The sequence below is a fragment of the Nocardia sp. NPDC050630 genome, from assembly GCF_044457245.1.
Taxonomy (GTDB): domain Bacteria; phylum Actinomycetota; class Actinomycetes; order Mycobacteriales; family Mycobacteriaceae; genus Nocardia.
This window is the reverse complement of the sequence record NZ_JBITGN010000018.1, coordinates 48,699-67,719: the sequence shown is the minus strand read 5'-3', so window position 1 is coordinate 67,719 and position 19,021 is coordinate 48,699. Positions and strand designations below refer to the sequence as shown.

The window sequence follows — 19,021 nt, the reverse complement described above, 5'->3', positions numbered from 1 at the left end:
GGGGCAGGTCAACCCGAGACGAACGCAGCGGCGGCGGGATATTTGGCCAGCGCTTCGCCCGCGGCGATTTCTTCGGCGTCGGCCAATAGTTCATAGATTGTGGCGTTGACGCCGGTGGCGTGGGTTTCGGCGGCGCGGGCCAGGATGGCTTCGCGGGATTCGACGGCGTCGCGGTGATCGCCGAGTACGGTTTGGAGGCGCTTCGCCTCGGTGCCGAGATCCTTTGCGGGATCGCCGAGTACGTCGATCGCGCCCTCGCACGAGTAGCGCAGGCGCTTGGCGCCCTTGCGGATATCGTGCAGCAGTTCGACGCGCTCGGCGGGCGAGACGGCGGGTTCGGCGTAGACCAATCGCCGTAAACGCTTGCGGTCCTTACCCAAGGTGCGCTCGAAGACTTCGGCGGCTGGCTGTTTCGATTTCTCCGCATCGAGCGGCGGCCCGGTGCGCCAGGCCGAAAGACGATGCCGTAGTGCGTGATAACGGTGGTGGTCGAGGGCGGCGAGGATCTCCGCATGCGCGGTTCGGTACCGTTCGCGTTCCGCATCGACCAGTTCGGTGCGCACGTACTCGGTGGTACCGGGTACATAGCTGTTGCCTGCGGTCCTTGGAACGGCCGTTTCCATTGCGAGTCGGGCGAATTCATCCTGTGGCGCATGCGCGGCCAGCAGCGCCGTGAACCGTTGCGCCCGCACCTCGGCGTCGCGCGCCGCACCGAGCAGATCGGCCAGCCACTTCAACTCGCGCTGCATCTCGGCGATCGGTGTGGCCTCGAAGAGAGCGCGGTAGGAGCGCAGCACACTGCGCAGTCTGCGCGTCGCGACCCGCATCTGGTGCACCGAATCCCAGGCGTCGGCACGGACGTCCGGTTCGGCGACCAGCAGCCGGTCGACGTCGTCGCGCAGTGCCGCGACGATGGCGGTTCCGGCCGTGACCATGATCAGCTCACCTTCGCGAATCCGTCGGTCGCCTCGACGAGATGGTGGGTGATTCCGGGTTCGGACGCGGCATGACCGGCATCATCGACGATGTGCAGTACCGAACCCGGCCAGGCGCGATGCAGTTCCCATGCGCTGGTCGCGGGGCAGACGACATCGTGGCGTCCCTGCACGATGACGGCCGGGATATGCGCGATCTTGTCGATATCGCGCAGCAACTGTCCCTCATCGAGGAATCCGCCATTGACGAAGTAGTGATTCTCGATCCTTGCGAAGGCCAGCGCGAACCGCGGCTGGGCGCTTTCCTTTACCCGATCCGGGTGTGGCAGTAGCGAACTCGTCGCGCTCTCCCAGGTGGACCAGGCGATCGCGGCCGCTTCGGCGATCTGCTGGTCGGGGGAGTGCAGCAGCCGGTGATACACCTGCACCAGATCGCTGTCGCGCTCGTCCTGCGGCACCGGAGCCAGGAACTTCTCCCACTCGTCGGGGTAGATGTAGCCTGCGGCGCCGTTGTAGTACCAGTCGATTTCCTTGCGCCGCAATAGGAAGATCCCGCGCAGCACCAGTTCGGTGACCCGCTCCGGATGCTGTTGCGCATAGGCGAGCGCGAGCGTCGAACCCCAGGAACCGCCGAATACCTGCCAGCGGTCGAGGTCCAGATGAATGCGCAGCGCCTCGATATCGGCGATCAGATGTGCGGTGGTATTGGTCTCCAGACTCGCCCCGTCCGCGATATGCGGGGTGGACCGTCCGCAACCCCGCTGATCCAACAGCACGATCTTGTAGGCGGCCGGATCGAAGAACTGCCGGTGAAACGGCTCGGTGCCGCCGCCGGGGCCACCGTGCAGGAACACCACGGGCTTACCGTCGGGATTGCCGCTGACCTCCCAGTACACGGCTTGGCCCGCGCCGACATCGAGCATGCCCGTTTGGTACGGCTCGATCGCGGGGTACAGAGTTCGCATCAGAAGGCGATCCCTGAAGCCAAATCGGGCAGTCCCAACGCCTCGATCGCCTGCTGGTGCACATCGGCGCAGCTCTTGGTGGTGATCCGGTCGATCATCGCCTTATCGGCGAGCACATGTCCATTGATCCCGCCATTGCGCAGCGCCCATTCGTGCACCAGGGCATTGAGCCCGATCCGGCCCAGTGTCGGACCCTGTACCCGCCAGTTCGACAGCTCCGGGCGGATCATGTCGCACAGCTGGGTGGCCGAGGCGTCGGAGATCTCCAGGGTCGTCGTCGGTGCGCTGGTGGTCTTGCCCGCGCTGGTGGCCGTGGCCGATCCGGTGGTCGAACTCGAGCTGCTGGTGGGCGCCGGGCTCGAGTCGTTCCCGCAGGCGGTGAGCGCCACGGCTGCGAAAATACCCGCTACCACCAGCGTGCTGCGTGAAATCCAACGGGTTTGCGGCATCGGTACCTCTGCTCGTGTCGGCATTGTCGGCTTCGAGTCTGCCATTATTTGCCCCCCGTGGCCCGCGCTAGTTGGCTGGGCGCCACCGATCAAACCTGGCGAAAGCCCGCGCGCAGCTCATCGAGCAAGCCATGCAGGAAGCGCGCGAACCTCGGTGGTGATGCGTCGATGGTGCGCCAAGGATGCAGGGCGACCAGCGGTGCCAGCCGGTCGGCTAGCGCGATTTCGGCGTCGGTAACGGCATCGGATCGCCGCCACCGTTCCAGGTATTCGGTGCGGTGCGCACCTCGCAGTACCCGCCAGGACAGCAACGGATGGGTGATCACCGCATCACCCCAGTCGAACAGCATGTCCGACTCGATGAACACGTTACCCGGGTGCAGATCATTGTGTTCGATGCTCAGTCTGCCGAAGTCGGCGAGCGCCGCTGCGGCGTCGGTGATCGCCGCACCGAGGCCGGGAACGCGGGGCTCGAAATGCTGATACACCGTGATCAGTTGGGACGGCGGCAGATACGGCGTACCAGTGGCGCGCAGTTCATCGATGTGATCGCCCATCGCCAGCTGGAGTTCGGCGTAGCGGCGGACCAATTCGGTCCACGCCGCCGCGGAATCCCGTGCGGTGGCACCCCCGTCGGGACTGAGTATCCAGCCGCGCTCCGGTTGCACCGCAAGCGGTTCGAGCACACTACCGGGCCGCAACCGGGCCAAGGCCTGCAGCAGTGGACCCTCGTGCGCACCGGCGCGAGCGTTGGCCTTCAACCACATCGGACCCGCATCGGTCGGGATGCGCACGATCAACGACCACGATCGCCGTCGCATTTCCTCAGGCGTACCAACGATTTTCACACCGCGATCGGCGAGAACTCCGGTGGCCCAGTCGAGCATCGGCCGCACGGGTTGGCCGAGCAGCGCCGCTGGCGCGTGCACTGCTCGACCGTTCATCGTCGACTCAGAAGCTGTGCTCGGGGGCGGGGAACGTCCCGCGCCGCACCTCGTCGGCGTAAGCGACTGCGGCCGAACGCAATTCATCGCCAACGCGGCCGAATCGCTTGACGAACTTGGCGGTCTTGCCGCTGGTGTAGCCTGCCATATCCTGCCAGACCAGCACCTGAGCGTCGCATTCCGCGCCGGCGCCGATACCGACGGTCGGAATGGTCAGCTTTCGGGTCACCTGACCGGCCAGTTCGGCGGGCACCATCTCCATCACCACGGAGAATGCACCGGCCTCCTGGACCGCGATGGCATCGGCGATGAGCTGCTCGGCACCGTCGCCACGGCCCTGCACCCGGAAACCACCGAGGGTATTGACACTCTGCGGGGTGAAGCCGATATGCGCCATCACCGGAATACCGGCCGAGGTGATCAGCGCGATCTGCTCGGCGACGCGCTCACCGCCTTCCAGCTTGACCGCATGCGCACCGCCCTCCTTCATGAACCGGGTCGCGGTGGCCAGCGCCTGCTGCGGCGAGGATTCGTAGGTGCCGAACGGTAGATCGGCTACCACCAGTGCGTGCGGTGCACCACGGACCACACCGCGCACCAGCGGAATGAGCTCGTCGACGGTGATCGGCACGGTGGTGTCGTAGCCGTAGACGACGTTGGCGGCGGAATCACCCACCAGGAGGACCGGTATTCCGGCTTCTTCGAAAATGCGAGCGGAGGAATAGTCGTAGGCGGTCAACATCGACCACTTCTCGCCATCGGCCTTCATCTGCTGTAGATGAGGTACCCGCGTCTTGCGCTTTGTCGGCTTGGCAACCGCGGGCGCAGCGCCGTAGGCAGGGGTTTCCGATTCGGATACGGACATCATCGTCCCTTTCGTGATTGTCGCCTCGAGGCCCGTCCGGGTCCCCGGGTTTGTGTGACGAATCCAGTGTGCACCCCGTGTCTCGCCCGTTTAAGGCGATAAGCGGTGCAATTGGTCACAGCATCCCCACCCGAGAGGCCGGTGATCGAGGTTGCCGGCGCCCATGCCCGGCCGGAGATTCGGACAGGTGCGGCAGGCATGCCAGGATCTTTCCCATGTCTGTGGTGCGGAATGGGTCGCGTTGGGTGCTGGTCGCGGTGGCGTCAGCGGTGGTGGCGGCCGGATGTACCGCAGCCGAGGACGAACCGGGCACCGCGTTACCCACCTCGCCTGCGGGCCTCGAGAAGTTCTACAGCCAGACCGCGAACTGGGGTTCCTGCGACGGCTTCGGCTCCCCGGACGACCGCCTCGCGCCGAGTACCGAATGCGCCCGGATCACCGTGCCCGTGGACTACAGCAAGCCCGACGGCGCGACCGCGCAGATCGCGCTGGCCCGAATTCCGGCCAGTGGTAAGCGGATCGGCTCATTGCTGCTCAATCCGGGCGGTCCGGGCGTATCGGGTTTGTCGATGGTGGGCATCGCGGGCAAGACGCCGCTGGCCGAGCGTTTCGACCGGGTCGGATTCGATCCGCGCGGTGTCGGCTCCTCGATCCCGACCGTCGCCTGCCTGACCCCGCAGCAGAACGACGCCGAACGCGCCGAACCGCCGACCGACAACACCCCCGACGGCATTGCCAAGGCCGAGGACGAGAACCGTGAGTTCGTCGGCCACTGCGTCGAGCGCACCGGCACCGAATTCCTGGCCCATGTCGGCACCCGCGAGGTGGTACAGGACATGGACGTGATTCGCGCCGTACTCGGCGATCCGAAACTCAGCTACCTCGGCTACTCCTACGGCACCAAGCTCGGCTCGGCCTACGCGGAGAAGTACCCGAACAATGTGCGCGCTCTGGTGCTCGACGGCGCGGTGGACTCATCCCAGGATCCGATCCAGGAATCGCTGCGGCAGGCCGCGGGCTTTCAGCAGGCCTTCGAGGCCTACGCCGCGGATTGTGCCAAGCAGGCGGACTGCCCGCTCGGCACCGATCCGGCCCAAGCGGTCGCGAAGTTCCGCGCGCTGGTGAATCCGCTGGAGACCAGACCGGCCGCGACCACCGATACGCGCGGACTCAGCTACGGCGATGCCATCACCGGTGTGCAGCAGGCGCTCTACTCCGACGATTTCTGGAAGGTGCTCACCCTCGGCCTGACCGAATTGCGCGACGGACGTGGCGACACGCTGTTGAAGCTCGCGGATCTGTACGACGGTCGCCGCGACGACGGCAGCTACGACAACACCCAGGAGGCCTTCAACGCCATCCGCTGCGTCGATGATCCGCCGATCAACGATCGTGCGGTGACGGGCCGCCAGGACACCGAATACCGCAAGGCGGCGCCGTTCCTGGACGACGGACGCGGCACCGGTACCGCACCGCTGGAACTGTGCGCCGTCTGGCCCGTGCCGAACACCAGCACACCGCACAAGGTCTCGGCACCGGGTCTGCCGAAGACGGTGGTGGTGTCGACCACCGAGGATCCCGCGACGCCGTATCAGGCCGGTGTCGATCTGGCCAACCAACTCGGTGCCGCACTGATCACCTACCGGGGCACCCGACACACCGCCGCATTGGTCGCCGGTGATCAGTGCCTCGACGGCGCGGTGATCTCCTACCTCACCGATCTGAAGGTCCCGGACTCCGCTCTGACCTGCTGAGCGTCCCGCACGAATGCACCTGGCTGGCGCTTGCGCTGGGCGCACTTTGCCTGCGGTTCGCTCGCTCACAAGGCGATCTTGCACCCCGTGCGATTCATTCCGAATGATGGGATTGCAATCCCTAAGCGTGTATGTAACACGGATTTAACGCCAGGTGCTTACGCTCGGCGACATGGATCGCCAGAAGGAATTCGTGCTGCGGACGCTCGAAGAACGGGATATCCGCTTCGTGCGTCTCTGGTTCACCGATGTGTTGGGCTATCTGAAGTCCGTTGCCATCGCTCCGGCGGAGCTAGAGGGCGCCTTCGAAGAGGGCATCGGCTTCGATGGTTCGGCCATCGAGGGCTTCGCCCGGGTGTCGGAGGCCGATATGGTGGCGCGGCCGGATCCCTCGACCTTCCAGGTGCTGCCCTGGTCGACCAGCAAAGGCCACCAGCACTCCGCGCGCATGTTCTGCGATATCACCATGCCCGACGGTTCGCCCTCCTGGGCCGACCCGCGCCATGTGCTGCGGCGTCAGCTCAACAAGGCGGGTGACGTCGGGTTCAGCTGCTATGTGCACCCAGAGATCGAATTCTTCCTGCTGGAGAACGGCCCGCAGGACGGCTCCATGCCGACCCCGGCCGATTCCGGCGGCTTCTTCGATCAGGCCGTGCACGATTCGGCCCCCAACTTCCGTCGCCACGCCATCGACGCGCTCGAGTCGATGGGCATCTCGGTCGAGTTCAGCCACCACGAGGGCGCCCCGGGCCAGCAGGAGATCGACCTGCGCTACGCCGACGCGCTATCCATGGCCGACAACGTGATGACCTTCCGCTACCTGATCAAGGAAGTGGCGATCGATGAGGGCGTGCGCGCGACCTTCATGCCCAAGCCGTTCGCCCAGTACCCCGGCTCGGCCATGCACACGCACATGAGCCTGTTCGAGGGCGAGGCGAACGCCTTCCACGATGCCGACGATCCGCAAAACCTGTCGGTGACCGCACGGGCGTTCATCGCGGGCATCCTCGAGCACGCACCGGAGATCAGTGCGATCACCAACCAGTGGGTGAACTCCTACAAGCGGCTCATCCACGGCGGCGAAGCACCGACGGCAGCCTCATGGGGCCGGTCGAACCGATCCGCGTTGGTGCGGGTGCCGATGTACACGCCGAACAAGTCCTCCTCGCGCCGCGTCGAGATCCGCAGCCCAGATTCGGCCTGCAACCCCTACCTGACCTTCGCCGTGCTGCTCGCGGCCGGTCTGCGCGGCATCGAGAAGGGCTACACGCTGCCGCCGGAGGCCGAGGACGACGTGTGGTCGCTGACTGTCGCCGAGCGGCGCGCCATGGGCTTCCGCGAGTTGCCCGGCACCCTCGACGAGGCGCTGCAGGCGATGGAGCGCTCGGAGCTGGTCGCCGAGACGCTCGGTGAGCACGTTTTCGACTTCTTCCTGCGTAATAAGCGCCGGGAATGGGCGGACTACCGCAGCCAGGTCACCCCATACGAGCTCAAGGAGTACCTCGGCCTCTAGTCGGCTAAACCGATCGCGGTCGGCTACGTTTACGACTCTTTCCACCCGGCCGGGTGGAAAGAGATGGTCGGGCAACTAAGTTGGACATATGGTCCGGCCGCCGTCTGCTCGTTCAGCTGTCCCTGGTGTCGGTCGGCTCGGCTTACTCGAGCCGACCGCCGCCGCCTCGTTACGAGAGTTGGCTTGGGACAATATCGACAGCATTCCGGTGCTGTGGGCGCTGTCGCGCGCACCCGATGCCGATCTCGCACTGCTGACTCTGACGCGCTTGCGGGCCGCGCTCGGCGGCGACTGGCCCGAGCTCGATTCGACGCTGCGGATCGATACCGCTTTGCGCGGTAGGCTTTTCGCACTCATCGGATCGTCGAGTGCGTTCGCCGATCACCTGGTCGCCGATCCGGCCGCATGGCGAATTCTGCTGCGGGACAAGCTACCCGCGCGCGAGGAGTTGATCGCCGACCTGTTGGCGGCGGTGCGGGCCGTACCGGCCGAGTGCGCGCACGCGGATGCGGTGCTGTACCGGGCGGAGGTATCCGGTCCCGAGGCGATCACGCTGCTGCGCAAGCGATATCGCGATCAACTCATGCTCTTGGCCGCGCTGGATCTGGCGGCCACCGTCGAGAACGAGCCCGTGCTGCCATACCAGGTGGTCGGCCGCCACCTCACCGATCTCGCCGATGCCGCGTTGACCGCTGCGCTCGCGGTGGCGGTGGCCCGAGTCTGCAAGGACGCGCCGGTGCCGGTGCGGCTGGCCGTGGTGGCCATGGGCAAGAGCGGTGCTTGCGAACTCAACTACGTCAGCGATGTCGATGTCGTCTTCGTGGCCGAACCGGCCGATGCCACTGCCACCCGGTTGGCCGCGGAGATGATGAGCGTGGGCAGCGCGGCCTTCTTCGAGGTGGATGCGGCACTGCGGCCCGAGGGCAAGGCGGGTGCGCTGGTGCGCACCTTGGACTCGCATATCGCCTACTACAAGCGCTGGGCCAGGACCTGGGAGTTCCAGGCGCTGCTCAAGGCGCGGCCGATGACCGGCGATCTGGCGCTGGGGGAGCAGTACCGCGACGCGCTGATGCCGATGGTGTGGACCGCCTCCGAGCGCCCCGACTTCGTGGCCGATGTACAGGCGATGCGGCGCCGGGTGGAGGACATGGTGCCCGCCGATCTGCGCGAGCGTGAACTCAAACTCGGCCACGGCAGCCTGCGCGATGTCGAATTCGCCGTGCAGCTATTGCAATTGGTGCACGGCCGGGTGGACGAGGCGCTGCATGTGCAGGGCACTGTCGAGGCGCTGACGGCATTGGCCGCAGGCGGGTATGTCGGCCGCGACGATGCCGCGAACCTCACTGCCTCTTACGAATTCCTGCGCCTGCTCGAACACCGACTGCAGTTGCAGCGGCTCAAGCGCACGCACACCTTGCCCGCCGCCGATGACGAAGAGGGCATGCGCTGGCTGGCGCGCGCGGCCCATATCCGTCCGGACGGACGCCAGGACGCGGTCGGCGTGCTGAGCACCGAGATTCGCCGAAATGCGGTGCGGGTGCGGCGCTTACACGCCAAACTCTTCTATCGACCACTGCTCGAATCGGTGGTCAAGATGGATCCCGACGCGCTGCGGCTCAGTCCGGACGCGGCGATCCGCCAGCTGGCCGCGCTCGGCTATGCGGCGCCGGAGAACGCACTGGGGCATCTCAAAGCGCTCACCGGCGGCGTATCGCGCAAGGGCCGGATTCAGGCACTGTTGTTGCCGACGTTGCTCGAATGGCTTGGCGACACGCCGAATCCCGATGCCGGACTGCTCGCCTACCGGCGGGTCTCGGAGGGCTTGGACGATCAGATCTGGTTCCTGCGCGAATTGCGCGACGAGGGCGCGATCGCGCAACGCTTGATGATCGTGCTCGGCTCCTCGGAGTATCTGCCCGATCTGCTGATCAACGCGCCGGACACGATTCGGATGTATGCCGACGGCCCGGGCGGACCGCTATTGCTCAGTCCGCAGCCGGAAGACGTTGCGCGCGGGATCCTTACCGCAGCGGCGCGCTACGACGATCCGAAACGTGCTGTGGCCGCTGCCCGTTCGCTGCGCCGCCATGAATTGGCGCGGGTGGCCTCGGCCGATCTGCTCGGCATGCTGGACGTGCCGCAAGTCTGCCGGGCACTGTCCTCGGTGTGGGTTGCGGTGCTGGAAGCCGCACTGCGCGCGGTGATTCGGGCCAGTGAAGCTGAACTCGGGACACCCGCACCGGCCGATTTCGCGGTGATCGGTATGGGGCGACTCGGCGGTTTGGAACTCGGCTACGGCTCCGATGCCGATGTGCTGTTCGTCTGCGATCCGCGTCCCGGCGAGGACGAGACCAAGGCCGTGAAATGGGCGATCGGCATCGCGGAGAAGGTGCAGCGGATGCTCGGCGCGCCGAGTACCGATCCGCCGCTGCAGGTCGATGCGGGTCTGCGCCCCGAGGGGCGCAATGGTGCCCTGGTGCGCACGCTGGCCGCCTATGCCGCCTACTACGAGCAGTGGGCACAGCCGTGGGAGGTGCAGGCCCTGCTGCGCGCGCATCAGGTCGCCGGGGACCAGGACCTCGGTGTCCGGTTCCTGCGCACCATCGATAAGGTGCGCTATCCGGAGGGTGGGGTCTCCGCGGAGGCGGTGCGCGAGATCCGCCGGATCAAGGCCAGGATCGATGCCGAACGTCTGCCGCGCGGTGCGAATCCGGCGACTCACACCAAACTCGGGCGCGGTGGCCTCGCCGATATCGAATGGACCGTACAGCTGATGCAGCTGCGCTACGCCGACGATGTGCGCGCACTGCACAACACCTCGACGCTGGAATGCCTCGATGTCATCGAGCAGACCAAATTACTTGCCGTCGAAGATGTTTCGCTGCTACGCGAAGCCTGGATCACGGCGACCAGGGCGCGCAACGCACTGGTGCTCGTGCGCGGCAAGCCAGCCGATCAACTACCCGGCCCGGGCCGTCTACTATCGGCCGTCGCGCGGGTCGCGGGATGGCCGAACGATGATGGCAGCGAGTTCCTGGACAATTACATGCGCATCACTCGGCGGGCGAAAGCGGTAGTCGAGCGCGTCTTCGGGGGCTGAGCCGGTGCGGGTGGTCGAATGGTGGCCGTTCTTCGGACCGCCGAGGACTACCGTCGGCGAGGGTTCGGTCAGGGCAAGGTGATGCCCGCCCGGTCGGCGCGCTTGCGGCCCCATTCGTAGAGGGCTGTCAATACCGGGACCAGGCTCCAGCCTTCCTCGGTCAGGTCGTATTCGACCTGAGGCGGAACGGTATCGAAGGTGGTGCGGCGGATGAGGCCGTCGGACTCCAGGTCGCGCAGCTGCTGGACGAGCATTTTTTCGCTGGTGCTCGGCATCAGGCGACGCAATTCGCCGTAGCGGCGCACGCCCTCCTTGAGATGGGCCAGGATGACCGGCTTCCATTTGCCGTCGATCAGATCGACGGTCACCTCCACCGCGCAGTAGTAGCGCTTCTCCGGCATCGCTCGCCTCCGGTACTCACCAAAAAGTGCGTTCTTGTAACACTGTAATCATCGGACTTACATGGAACTCGTACGCGGCGCGGCCGCACCACATTCTGCAGACATGGAGTTCGATTTCCCATGAAAGTCATCGTTTTCGACAGCTTCAAGCCCGGCGTGACGATGGAGACCATCACCCCTTATCTCCCCGAAGAAGTCGCCAATGTGTGGCGGCTGTGGAAGGCGGGCATCGTGCGCGAGAACTACGCGCGCGCCGACGAGCCGGGCGTGGTGATCGTATTCGAGGTCGACAGCGTCGAGGAGGCCAAGCGATATGTCGACGATTTCCCGCTGACCAAGGCCGGTCATCTCGAGTGGACCTACGTCCCCGTGCAGGCGCCGCTGCCGCTGGAAGCGCTGATGGATCCCTCCGTCGATGTCGCCGAGCCCTACGACCGGACGAAGGTGGGGTCTGTCTGATGCAATACGCCTACGGTCTGAGCATCCCGCGGACCCTCGCGGATGCCTGCGATCCGACCAGGATGGCGCTGCTCATCTACGACATGCAGGTCGGCATCGTGCGGCAGCTGCCCGACGGCGACAAGGTCGTCGAGACCTGTGTGCGGCTGCGGGATGCGGCGCGGGAGAACGGTTTTCGCGTCTTCTACACCAGGCACATGTCACTGCCGCCCGCGGCGGCCGGTGTTTCACAACTGCGCACGGCCATGGAATGGCAGCGGGTCGACAACCCGAACGAGGTGAATTCCAGCTTCCCGCAGGGTTCGCCCCAATATCAGCTCGTCCCCGAGCTGACGCCCGGTCCGAACGAGGTGGTCATCGATAAGATCACCATGTCCGCCTTCGCGGCCACACCGCTCGATTTCGCGTTGCGCGACTTGGGCATCGACACTTACGCCATTGCGGGCATCGCCATGGAGGTCGGTATCGAACCCACCGTCCGGCACAGCCTCGACCTGGGCTATCTCCCGATTGTGGTGACCGATGCCTGTGGCGCGGGGCACCCGGCCGCAGCCGAACGTTCCTTGGCCACACTGGCTTTCGCCGGTGGTTCGCTTACCACGGACGCCGGTGTGCTCATCGAGCGGATGCACCGCCACTGAGCCGAAGCCGCGCCGGCGCGACCGCGGTCAGCACCTGGAAGCGGCGCACGAATTCCCGCAGCGCAATGCGGTCCTCATCGTCGGGCGGGCGGTACCCTCGCTCGACGGTGACCCATACCGTGCTCCCCGCGCGCACCCGCAGCTCGTCCCAGCACCACGGCAGCACCGGTGTCAGCACGGTGTGCCCATCGCATGTCACGGTGATCCGAGAAGTGAAGCGGCCCGCCGTGTCGGCAAGATCATCGGCCGCGTCGGCAGTAAGCGCACCTGTCGCCGTGAATTCCTCGACATACACCGCGACCACCTCGACTTCCTTCCCCGACAGTCTACGGGGGACGTCGGACGGTTTGCGCCTACACGGAATGCGCACAATCGCGGCACAAGTCCTCCGTTGTTGCCCATTAGGGTCGGGGAATGCGGAAATGGGTGGACCGGGTGGTGCTTGGGGTCGGGTGGTGTGCGCTGGTCGCGGGATTACTCGGGATTGTGCTGCATTTCGGGGCTTGGCGGCGGCAGGTGCTGGTGCTGGCGGCGGCGGGGGCGTCGTATCTGATGCTGGGCGCAGTGGTGGGGTTGGTGCTCTTCCTGATCGTGCGGGGATGGCGCAGTGCGGTGGCAGCGGCAGTGCTCGTCGCGGCGGTGTTGTGGATGCAGCTGCCAATGTTCGTGCCCGAGGGGCGGGCGGCGAGTGGGCCGGAGATTTCGGTTATGCAGTCGAATCTGTTGCTCGGGGAGGCGGATGCGGCGGCCGTGGTTCGGGCGGTGCGGGAGTACCAGGTGGAGGTGCTCACCGTCGATGAGCTGACACCGGAGGTGGCGCAGCGGCTCGCGGCGGCTGGAATCGAGGACTCGCTGCCGTATCAGTTCCTACAGGCCGGTCGGGCTGCCGGCGGTACCGGGATCTACAGCCGATATCCGTTGCGGGACACCAAGAAATACGATGGCTTCTGGATGAACAATCTGTCCGCCACCATGGAGTATCCACAGCGGGGACCGGTCGCGGTGTTCGCATTTCATCCGGTGCCGCCTTCGGTCGACTTCCCGGTGTGGAGTTCGGAGCTGGGCATGATTCGCGAAATACTGGACGCGCAAAAGGGTCCCGCGATCGTCGGGGCGGATTTCAATGCCACCCGTGATCATTCGGCATTCCGTGATCTGCTGCGCGGACGGTTCGTCGCGGCGGCGGACCAGGCGGGCGCCGGGCCGCTGCTCACCTACCCCGCCGACCGTCGGTGGGGTCCAGTGATCGGCATCGACCACATTCTGATCGCCGACGGCACGGCCGCCGATATGCGATCGCTGACCATCCCGGGCTCGGATCACCGAGCAGTGCTCGCGCGAGTGCAGTTGAGCGCCTGAGGTATTGAACACAACAGCACTTATCGCATAGCTGTGCGCGCGGGGCAGATTGCCTGTGGATGTGAGGTGCGGCCATTGTCAGCCGGACCCGCGGCAACCATGCCCGTCCCGCTCAGACGTATACGCGCGCGGGGCCTTCTGCGATTACCATGTGATCGCTTGATGGGGTGGGTGGGAACGCACCCCATCGGGTCGGGGTTCGACGAGGACGGCCCCACCGTGAGTTCGGGGAGGAAGACCTGATGAGGACTGGACGGCTGCGGTTCGGGGTGGTCGCGGTAATGCTGTTGGTCGGTGCGGCGCTGGTGGGCTGCGATAGCAAGACAGGCCAGCAAGGGGCGAGCGCGGTGACCGCGGACAATCCCTGGGAGCTGACCGGCGCGGTCTCCAACAATGGACCGAGCGGCCCGCGCAAGGGGGTCCCGGACGCACCGCTCACCGCGGAGAACGGTGACGGCGGGGCGGTCGACAAACTCGCCCTCAACACCATCGCCGACCTGGAAGATTTCTGGAAGACCGAGTACGGCAAGAACTTTCCCGGCACCTTCAAACCGGTGAGCCGCTATATCTCCTGGGATGCCAAGGCGTCCAAGGAACAAGCGGTCAAGTTCTGCAAGTCCAGCACCTATCACCTGGTCAATGCCGCCTACTGCAGCGTGGACCACAGCATCGGCTGGGATCGCGGTGTGCTGCTGCCGCTGCTGCAGGAGAAGTACAGCGATATGGCGATCGTGATGGTGCTGGCCCACGAATACGGTCACTCCATCCAGGGCCAGGCCAAGATCGCCGGATTCTTCACCGGGACATTGGTGAAGGAGCAGCAGGCCGACTGCCTCGCCGGTGTCTTCCTGCGTCATGTGGCCGAGGGTAATTCGGCGCATTTCACGCTGAATATGACCGACGGACTCAATGCTGTCCTCGGTGCCACCATCGCCGTGCGCGATACCGATCCGGATAACCCGAAGAATGTGCACGGTTCCGCCTTCGAGCGGGTGACCGCGGTGCAGATCGGCTACGCCGACGGCGCCCAGGGCTGCAAGAAGATCAATAAGAAGGAGATCGAACAGCGTCGGGGCACTCTGCCGACGACATACGAGGACGGCGAACAAGACGCTCAGCTTCCGGTCGACGTGCTGTCGCTGACCAGCCTGAGCCAGGCGCTGGCGAAGATCTTCCCACTGCGGCAGGCGCCACAGTACGACTACAACGGGATCATCGAGAACTGCTCGAAGGTGATGGCCACCGAGCCGGTCTCGTACTGCCCGAGTTCGAACAAGATCGGCATTGATGTGCCCGAACTCGCCAAACGCGGCGGGACGATGAAGGGCGACGATGAACCGCTTTCGGCGGTGGTGGACGGTGATTACAACGCCTTCGCGGTCTTCATCTCCCGCTATGTCCTTGCGGTGCAACAGGAACGCAAGCTCTCGATCAGCGGAGCCGAGACCGCCGGACTGCGCACCGCATGCCTCACCGGCGTCGTCACGACCAAGCTGAGCGAGCCGGGCAGCGATCCGCGGTTGTCGGCGAACGACCTCGACGAGGCGGTCTCCGGACTGCTCGCCGACGGTCTGGTCGCCAGCGATGTGGACGGCAAGGTGGTGCCGAGCGGCTTCCAACGGCTGGAGGCGTTCCGCACCGGTGTCCTCGACGGCGAGCAGACCTGTCTGACGAACTACCGCTAGCTTTGCGTTACGTGGGCCTGCAGCCACTCCAGGACATCGGAGATCACCTTGTCCTGTTCGGGTTCATTGAAAACCTCGTGGTAGAGCCCCTCATAGCGGATCACGGTGAGATCCTTCGAGCCCGCGCCCCGCTCGATCAGATCGGTGCTCGACGGTGCGGCGATGGCGTCGGCGGTGCCGTGCAACACCAGCAGCGGCACGGTGAGCTTGTCCAGATGGCTCTTGACGAACTCGGTGGCGTTCAGCATCTCCATACCGGTGCGGGCCGGGAGCTTGCCACGGAAGACCAGCGGATCGCTGTCGTAGGCACGGACCACCTCGGGATCGCGGCTGATCATCGACGAATCCAGTTTCAGCACACCGACATTCGGCGCGAACCGGGACAACACCGGGCCCAGGAGACGCTGCAGGGGATTGCCGACGGCGATATCCACCGGCGGTGCCGACAATACGATTCCGTCGACGTCGATCGGCGCCCGGACCGCCAGATACAACGTGATCAGGCTGCCCATCGAATGCGCGAGCAGGAACCGCGGCACATCCGGATGTTCACGGCTGGCGATCTTCAGCATTTCCGCGACATTGTCGGCCGAGCCCGCCATCGAACCGATATTCGCGTTATTGCCCGCCGACTTGCCGTGGCCGAGGTGATCCAGCGCGTAGACCGCGAAACCATTGTCCGCCAGGCGCTTCCCGACATGGGCGTAGCGGCCGGAATGTTCGGCCACGCCGTGGACGAGCACGATCACCGCGTGCGCCGTGGTATCGGGAAGCCATGCGCGCCATGCGATTCGGCTGCCGATGCCGTCGAATTCGCCCTCGGTGCGCGGTGTCGGCTCGGCGGATTCGCCGGCCTGCGGATCGGTTGTCATGCATCGGCTCCTTGGGTATGTGGCGGCGCCGCGAGCTGATCGATCAGCCGCCGATTGAACTCGATGAGCCGAGCGTAGTTCACCAGCGAGATGCGCTCGTCGGTTCCATGGATCGTTTCCACATCGGCCTTGCTCAGCAGGATGGGGGCGAAGTTGCAGCGGGTGACGGCGAGGTCGTCGTAGTGCCGGGAATCGGTCGCGCCGGGGACGATGCCGGTGGTCACCGCGATGCCCGGGACGACGGACTCGGCCAGGCGCGCGATCATGTCGAATGCCGGGCCGGGCGGTTTGCCGGGAGAGGGCTCCGACGTCATGCCGACGAGTTCGATCCGCACGTCCGCGTCACGCACCACCTTGCGGCAGTGTTCGAGCACCGATGCGACCGAATCGCCGGGCAGAATGCGGAAATTCACCAGGGCCTCGGCCTGCTGTGGCAGCACATTGGGTTTGACGCCGCCGCGGATGACCGTCGGCGCGGTCGTGGTGCGCACCATCGACTCGGTTTGCGGACGCGCCGCCAGTATCCGGGTGATCAGGGGTGTGGCCAGTCCGGCGAATCGGAGCAGGCGGCGACGATAGTCGGGCATGACGTGGCGCAGCCTGGTGACCATGTCCGATACCACCGGCGTCAACCGCAGCGGCATCGGATGATCTTGAATTCTGCCGACCGCGCGGGCGATCCGTCCGACCGCGGTCTGTTTGCCGGGCATGGACGAATGTCCGCCCACCGCCGACACCGAAAGGCGAACGGTGGCATAGCCTTTCTCGCCCACCATGATCGAGGCCACCGGCCGATCGATACCGTCGGCCAGATCGTTCAGAATGACCCCGCCCTCATCGAGCAGCAGATCGGCGTGCACACCGGATTCGCGCAGCCGTTGCGCCATTCGCACCGCACCGTTATCCCCGAACACCTCCTCGTCGTGCCCGAAGGCCAGATAGATGGTGTGCCTCGGGCGAATTCCGGCGGCGAGTGCGGATTCGACCGCCTCCAGAATCGCGATCAATCGACTCTTGTCATCGATTGCCCCACGGCCCCAGACGAATTCGTCATCGATGACGCCCGCGAACGGCGGATGGGTCCACCGCTGCAGATCATCGACCGGCACCACATCCTGGTGGGCGAGCAGAATCGCCGACACCCGATCCGGTTCGACGCCCGGCCAGCGATACAGCCTGCTGTGCCCGAACCGCTCCACTTCCAGTTCGGCGTGGACCAGTGGAAACGCCTGTTCCAGGTGCGTGCCCAGCCGGAGGAATTCCGCGTCGCTGGGCTCTGTGGGCTCGGTCATATCCGATGGCTCATAGGAGACCGTCGCGCAGCGCAAGGCCTGCGCGAGGCGTTCGGCGACGTGCGTATCGACGACAACCGGGGTGGTGTGGGTCTGTGCGGCTTTACCTGTCATCGGGTCTCATGGGGCAAATTCATGGGCATCACTGCATTGTTCAACACCTCGGGCCCGAGTGCGCGGACCTTCTGGTCTCGCCACTTCGCCCAGGCCTCGCTGGTGCCGCCGGTGCGGTCGGGGGTGCGCGGGGTGCTCAGCAGGGGCAGGTCCAGGCGGGCCGCGAGGACGGTGACCTGGGCATTGACAGCGGCATGTGACCACACGTCGTCGACGACATCGGTGATCCGGGCGCCGAGGCGGTGCCCGGCGATGATCGGCCAGTCCTGCGCCAACAGTCTGACATCGGCGGTGTCGGCGACCGGCGCGATGCCGCGCGTGATGATGGTGCCTCGTCCGTCGGGGGCGATATCGAACAGTTCGACCGCGACCGTAGCGGTCGGTGGACCGGATAGACGCAGCGTTGCCGTCGGAATTCCGGAGATGTGTTGGGTGGTGCTCAGCGGTTCGGAAATGGACCAGATCTCACGGTCGGGTCCGGGCAGTGGGCCGCGATCGGTGTAGGTGCCGGTGCGCAGATCGATCGGAATGCGGCGCGAGTCAGCGGGCGGCCATGCGGTTTCGGAGCGCCAGCCGCCGTCGAATTGGCCGACCGTGATGCGCGGGCCGGGCACTTCGATATCGCGAGCGGCGACATGCTTATCGAAGAAGGCGAGCAGTTGGGTAGCGAAATCCGGTGCACCGCATTTGCTGTCGCAATCACTGTGGCCCCATTGGCCGAACCAGGCGCGATGATCGCCGGGTCCGAGCGCATTCCAGACGTCGAAGATGCGATACGCCCGGGTGTTGTAGTCGAGAAAGCCCTGGCCGACGAACAGCGGAATGGTATTGCCGCGTAATTGGTCCACGAGATCGCGCGCACGCCAGAACGGGGTCGTGGCGTCATGGTTGGTGGTGTTCGCCGCGAATTGTTCGTAGCATCCGGCCGGTATCTGGACGGCATTGGCCTGGTATTCGGGGGAGTCGTCGGGGCGGCCCGGTGTGGAGGCGATGAGCAGGTGTTCGAAACCTGTCATTTCGGCCGGGCGAATGCCGCTCTCGGTGACCGGCTTTCCGGAGAACTTCCAGGCGACACCCTGCATGTACATATACGCGTAGGGGTCGACATCCGGTCCGAACGCCGCGACGGCGACCAGACCCGCGGGCTTGGCGGCCAAGCCCATCATCCCGGTCCAGGCCTCGTACGAGGTGCCGATCATGCCCACCCGACCGGTCGACCACGGCTGCCCCGCGGCCCATTCCACCGCGGTGGTCACATCCGAACGTTCGCCAGGTCCACCGAAGTCCGGACATCCCGACGAGCCGCCGTAGCCGCGCAGATCCACGATGACGTAGGTATAGCCCGCCTTCAGGAACATCGCGACATGCAGGTCATCGGTGGACGGCCCACCCTCGAGCCGCGGCACGCTCAGGTATGCGGTATGTGAGCGATACGGGCTGACGGTCATTACCACCGGCGTGCGCGTATCCGCGGAAATGCCCTGCGGGCGCAGAATATCGGCGTGCAGCCGGGTGCCGTCCGGCGCGGTGATGAAGCTCTGTGACCACTGGAACGGCACCCCGATCGGGTCCGCCGCCGTCACGGGCGCCAGCACTGCGAGCATCAGCAGAACCCCGGCCACAGCACGCAACAGCACAGTCACTCGAGAACTATCGACTGCTGCTGGTCGATA

17 protein-coding genes are annotated in these 19,021 nt (G+C 65.6%); 7 read left to right on the top strand and 10 right to left on the bottom strand.

Translation table 11 applies throughout. The features are described 5' to 3' along the window. Positions 1-8 precede the first annotated feature (8 nt). The 5 genes from ACIBG0_RS32860 to panB all read right to left on the bottom strand — a co-directional run bounded on the left by ACIBG0_RS32860 (position 9) and on the right by panB (position 4,158). Entirely contained in the window at positions 9-935 is a 927-nt protein-coding gene (locus ACIBG0_RS32860; RefSeq protein ID WP_397037899.1) for a CHAD domain-containing protein, read from the bottom strand. A 2-nt stretch (positions 936-937) separates the two neighbouring features. Continuing rightward, on the bottom strand, positions 938-1,900 hold the full coding sequence (gene pip / locus ACIBG0_RS32855; RefSeq protein ID WP_397037897.1) for a prolyl aminopeptidase: 963 nt from the start codon (positions 1,898-1,900) through the stop codon (positions 938-940). Next, a complete protein-coding gene (locus ACIBG0_RS32850) occupies positions 1,900-2,349 on the bottom strand; it encodes a hypothetical protein (protein ID WP_397037895.1) in 450 nt (149 codons plus the stop codon). The genes pip and ACIBG0_RS32850 overlap by 1 nt, the downstream gene beginning before the upstream one ends. Positions 2,350-2,438: 89 nt before the next feature. Next, positions 2,439-3,293, bottom strand: coding sequence for a phosphotransferase (locus ACIBG0_RS32845; protein WP_397037893.1), 855 nt, complete (start codon positions 3,291-3,293; stop codon positions 2,439-2,441). A 7-nt stretch (positions 3,294-3,300) separates the two neighbouring features. Next, positions 3,301-4,158 carry a 3-methyl-2-oxobutanoate hydroxymethyltransferase gene (panB, locus tag ACIBG0_RS32840; RefSeq protein ID WP_397037891.1) on the bottom strand — a complete coding sequence of 286 codons (858 nt, stop codon included), beginning with the start codon at positions 4,156-4,158 and terminating at the stop codon, positions 3,301-3,303. Between the two features lie 215 nt (positions 4,159-4,373). On the opposite strand from panB, the gene ACIBG0_RS32835 reads away from it, so the two are divergent. From ACIBG0_RS32835 to ACIBG0_RS32825, 3 genes are all read left to right on the top strand, one after another. Beyond that, positions 4,374-5,912 carry an alpha/beta hydrolase gene (locus tag ACIBG0_RS32835; protein ID WP_397037889.1) on the top strand — a complete coding sequence of 513 codons (1,539 nt, stop codon included), beginning with the start codon at positions 4,374-4,376 and terminating at the stop codon, positions 5,910-5,912. 172 nt (positions 5,913-6,084) lie between these two features. Continuing rightward, positions 6,085-7,425, top strand: coding sequence for a type I glutamate--ammonia ligase (gene glnA / locus ACIBG0_RS32830; protein WP_397037887.1), 1,341 nt, complete (start codon positions 6,085-6,087; stop codon positions 7,423-7,425). 88 nt (positions 7,426-7,513) lie between these two features. Continuing rightward, a complete protein-coding gene (locus tag ACIBG0_RS32825; RefSeq protein ID WP_397037885.1) occupies positions 7,514-10,525 on the top strand; it encodes a bifunctional [glutamine synthetase] adenylyltransferase/[glutamine synthetase]-adenylyl-L-tyrosine phosphorylase in 3,012 nt (1,003 codons plus the stop codon). Positions 10,526-10,593: 68 nt separating this feature from the next. Here the strand turns inward: ACIBG0_RS32825 and ACIBG0_RS32820 are convergent, their stop codons facing one another. After that, a complete protein-coding gene (locus tag ACIBG0_RS32820; RefSeq protein ID WP_397037883.1) occupies positions 10,594-10,926 on the bottom strand; it encodes a winged helix-turn-helix transcriptional regulator in 333 nt (110 codons plus the stop codon). A 120-nt stretch (positions 10,927-11,046) separates the two neighbouring features. On the opposite strand from ACIBG0_RS32820, the gene ACIBG0_RS32815 reads away from it, so the two are divergent. Together ACIBG0_RS32815 and ACIBG0_RS32810 are read left to right on the top strand one after the other, a co-directional pair. Beyond that, positions 11,047-11,385 (top strand): hypothetical protein, encoded by a 339-nt coding sequence (locus ACIBG0_RS32815; protein ID WP_397037882.1) that lies wholly within the window; start codon positions 11,047-11,049, stop codon positions 11,383-11,385. Beyond that, entirely contained in the window at positions 11,385-12,026 is a 642-nt protein-coding gene (locus ACIBG0_RS32810) for a cysteine hydrolase (protein WP_397037881.1), read from the top strand. Before ACIBG0_RS32815 ends, ACIBG0_RS32810 begins: the two co-directional genes overlap by 1 nt. Here ACIBG0_RS32810 and ACIBG0_RS32805 read toward each other — a convergent pair. Next, the gene (locus ACIBG0_RS32805; RefSeq protein WP_397037880.1) at positions 12,001-12,330 is read right to left on the bottom strand and encodes a hypothetical protein; all 330 of its coding nucleotides are present in this window, start codon (positions 12,328-12,330) and stop codon (positions 12,001-12,003) included. The genes ACIBG0_RS32810 and ACIBG0_RS32805 overlap by 26 nt on opposite strands. Positions 12,331-12,440: 110 nt before the next feature. Here ACIBG0_RS32805 and ACIBG0_RS32800 point away from each other — a divergent pair, with 110 nt between their 5' ends. Both ACIBG0_RS32800 and ACIBG0_RS32795 read left to right on the top strand, forming a co-directional pair. Further along, complete coding sequence (locus tag ACIBG0_RS32800) at positions 12,441-13,385, top strand: endonuclease/exonuclease/phosphatase family protein (RefSeq protein WP_397037879.1); 945 nt, start codon at positions 12,441-12,443, stop codon at positions 13,383-13,385. A gap of 242 nt (positions 13,386-13,627) precedes the next feature. Continuing rightward, positions 13,628-15,070 (top strand): metallopeptidase, encoded by a 1,443-nt coding sequence (locus ACIBG0_RS32795; protein WP_397037877.1) that lies wholly within the window; start codon positions 13,628-13,630, stop codon positions 15,068-15,070. Here ACIBG0_RS32795 and ACIBG0_RS32790 read toward each other — a convergent pair. The 3 genes from ACIBG0_RS32790 to ACIBG0_RS32780 are packed head-to-tail and all read right to left on the bottom strand — an operon-like array spanning position 15,067 to position 18,991. Further along, complete coding sequence (locus ACIBG0_RS32790; RefSeq protein WP_397037875.1) at positions 15,067-15,942, bottom strand: lysophospholipase; 876 nt, start codon at positions 15,940-15,942, stop codon at positions 15,067-15,069. The two genes, ACIBG0_RS32795 and ACIBG0_RS32790, sit on opposite strands and share 4 nt — an antisense overlap. Beyond that, complete coding sequence (locus ACIBG0_RS32785; RefSeq protein WP_397037873.1) at positions 15,939-17,348, bottom strand: M20/M25/M40 family metallo-hydrolase; 1,410 nt, start codon at positions 17,346-17,348, stop codon at positions 15,939-15,941. The genes ACIBG0_RS32790 and ACIBG0_RS32785 overlap by 4 nt, the downstream gene beginning before the upstream one ends. Further along, a complete protein-coding gene (locus ACIBG0_RS32780) occupies positions 17,345-18,991 on the bottom strand; it encodes a CocE/NonD family hydrolase (RefSeq protein WP_397037871.1) in 1,647 nt (548 codons plus the stop codon). The genes ACIBG0_RS32785 and ACIBG0_RS32780 overlap by 4 nt, the downstream gene beginning before the upstream one ends. Positions 18,992-19,021 lie beyond the last annotated feature (30 nt).

What these genes read in the sequence shown, in the direction of transcription:
- ACIBG0_RS32860 (WP_397037899.1), bottom strand. Translation starts at nt 935, where the DNA reads ATGGTCACGGCCGGAACCGCCATCGTCGCGGCACTGCGCGACGACGTC.
- pip (WP_397037897.1), bottom strand. Translation starts at nt 1,900, where the DNA reads ATGCGAACTCTGTACCCCGCGATCGAGCCGTACCAAACGGGCATGCTC.
- ACIBG0_RS32850 (WP_397037895.1), bottom strand. Translation starts at nt 2,349, where the DNA reads ATGCCGCAAACCCGTTGGATTTCACGCAGCACGCTGGTGGTAGCGGGT.
- ACIBG0_RS32845 (WP_397037893.1), bottom strand. Translation starts at nt 3,293, where the DNA reads ATGAACGGTCGAGCAGTGCACGCGCCAGCGGCGCTGCTCGGCCAACCC.
- panB (WP_397037891.1), bottom strand. Translation starts at nt 4,158, where the DNA reads ATGTCCGTATCCGAATCGGAAACCCCTGCCTACGGCGCTGCGCCCGCG.
- ACIBG0_RS32835 (WP_397037889.1), top strand. Translation starts at nt 4,374, where the DNA reads ATGTCTGTGGTGCGGAATGGGTCGCGTTGGGTGCTGGTCGCGGTGGCG.
- glnA (WP_397037887.1), top strand. Translation starts at nt 6,085, where the DNA reads ATGGATCGCCAGAAGGAATTCGTGCTGCGGACGCTCGAAGAACGGGAT.
- ACIBG0_RS32825 (WP_397037885.1), top strand. Translation starts at nt 7,514, where the DNA reads ATGGTCCGGCCGCCGTCTGCTCGTTCAGCTGTCCCTGGTGTCGGTCGG.
- ACIBG0_RS32820 (WP_397037883.1), bottom strand. Translation starts at nt 10,926, where the DNA reads ATGCCGGAGAAGCGCTACTACTGCGCGGTGGAGGTGACCGTCGATCTG.
- ACIBG0_RS32815 (WP_397037882.1), top strand. Translation starts at nt 11,047, where the DNA reads ATGAAAGTCATCGTTTTCGACAGCTTCAAGCCCGGCGTGACGATGGAG.
- ACIBG0_RS32810 (WP_397037881.1), top strand. Translation starts at nt 11,385, where the DNA reads ATGCAATACGCCTACGGTCTGAGCATCCCGCGGACCCTCGCGGATGCC.
- ACIBG0_RS32800 (WP_397037879.1), top strand. Translation starts at nt 12,441, where the DNA reads ATGCGGAAATGGGTGGACCGGGTGGTGCTTGGGGTCGGGTGGTGTGCG.
- ACIBG0_RS32795 (WP_397037877.1), top strand. Translation starts at nt 13,628, where the DNA reads ATGAGGACTGGACGGCTGCGGTTCGGGGTGGTCGCGGTAATGCTGTTG.
- ACIBG0_RS32790 (WP_397037875.1), bottom strand. Translation starts at nt 15,942, where the DNA reads ATGACAACCGATCCGCAGGCCGGCGAATCCGCCGAGCCGACACCGCGC.
- ACIBG0_RS32785 (WP_397037873.1), bottom strand. Translation starts at nt 17,348, where the DNA reads ATGACAGGTAAAGCCGCACAGACCCACACCACCCCGGTTGTCGTCGAT.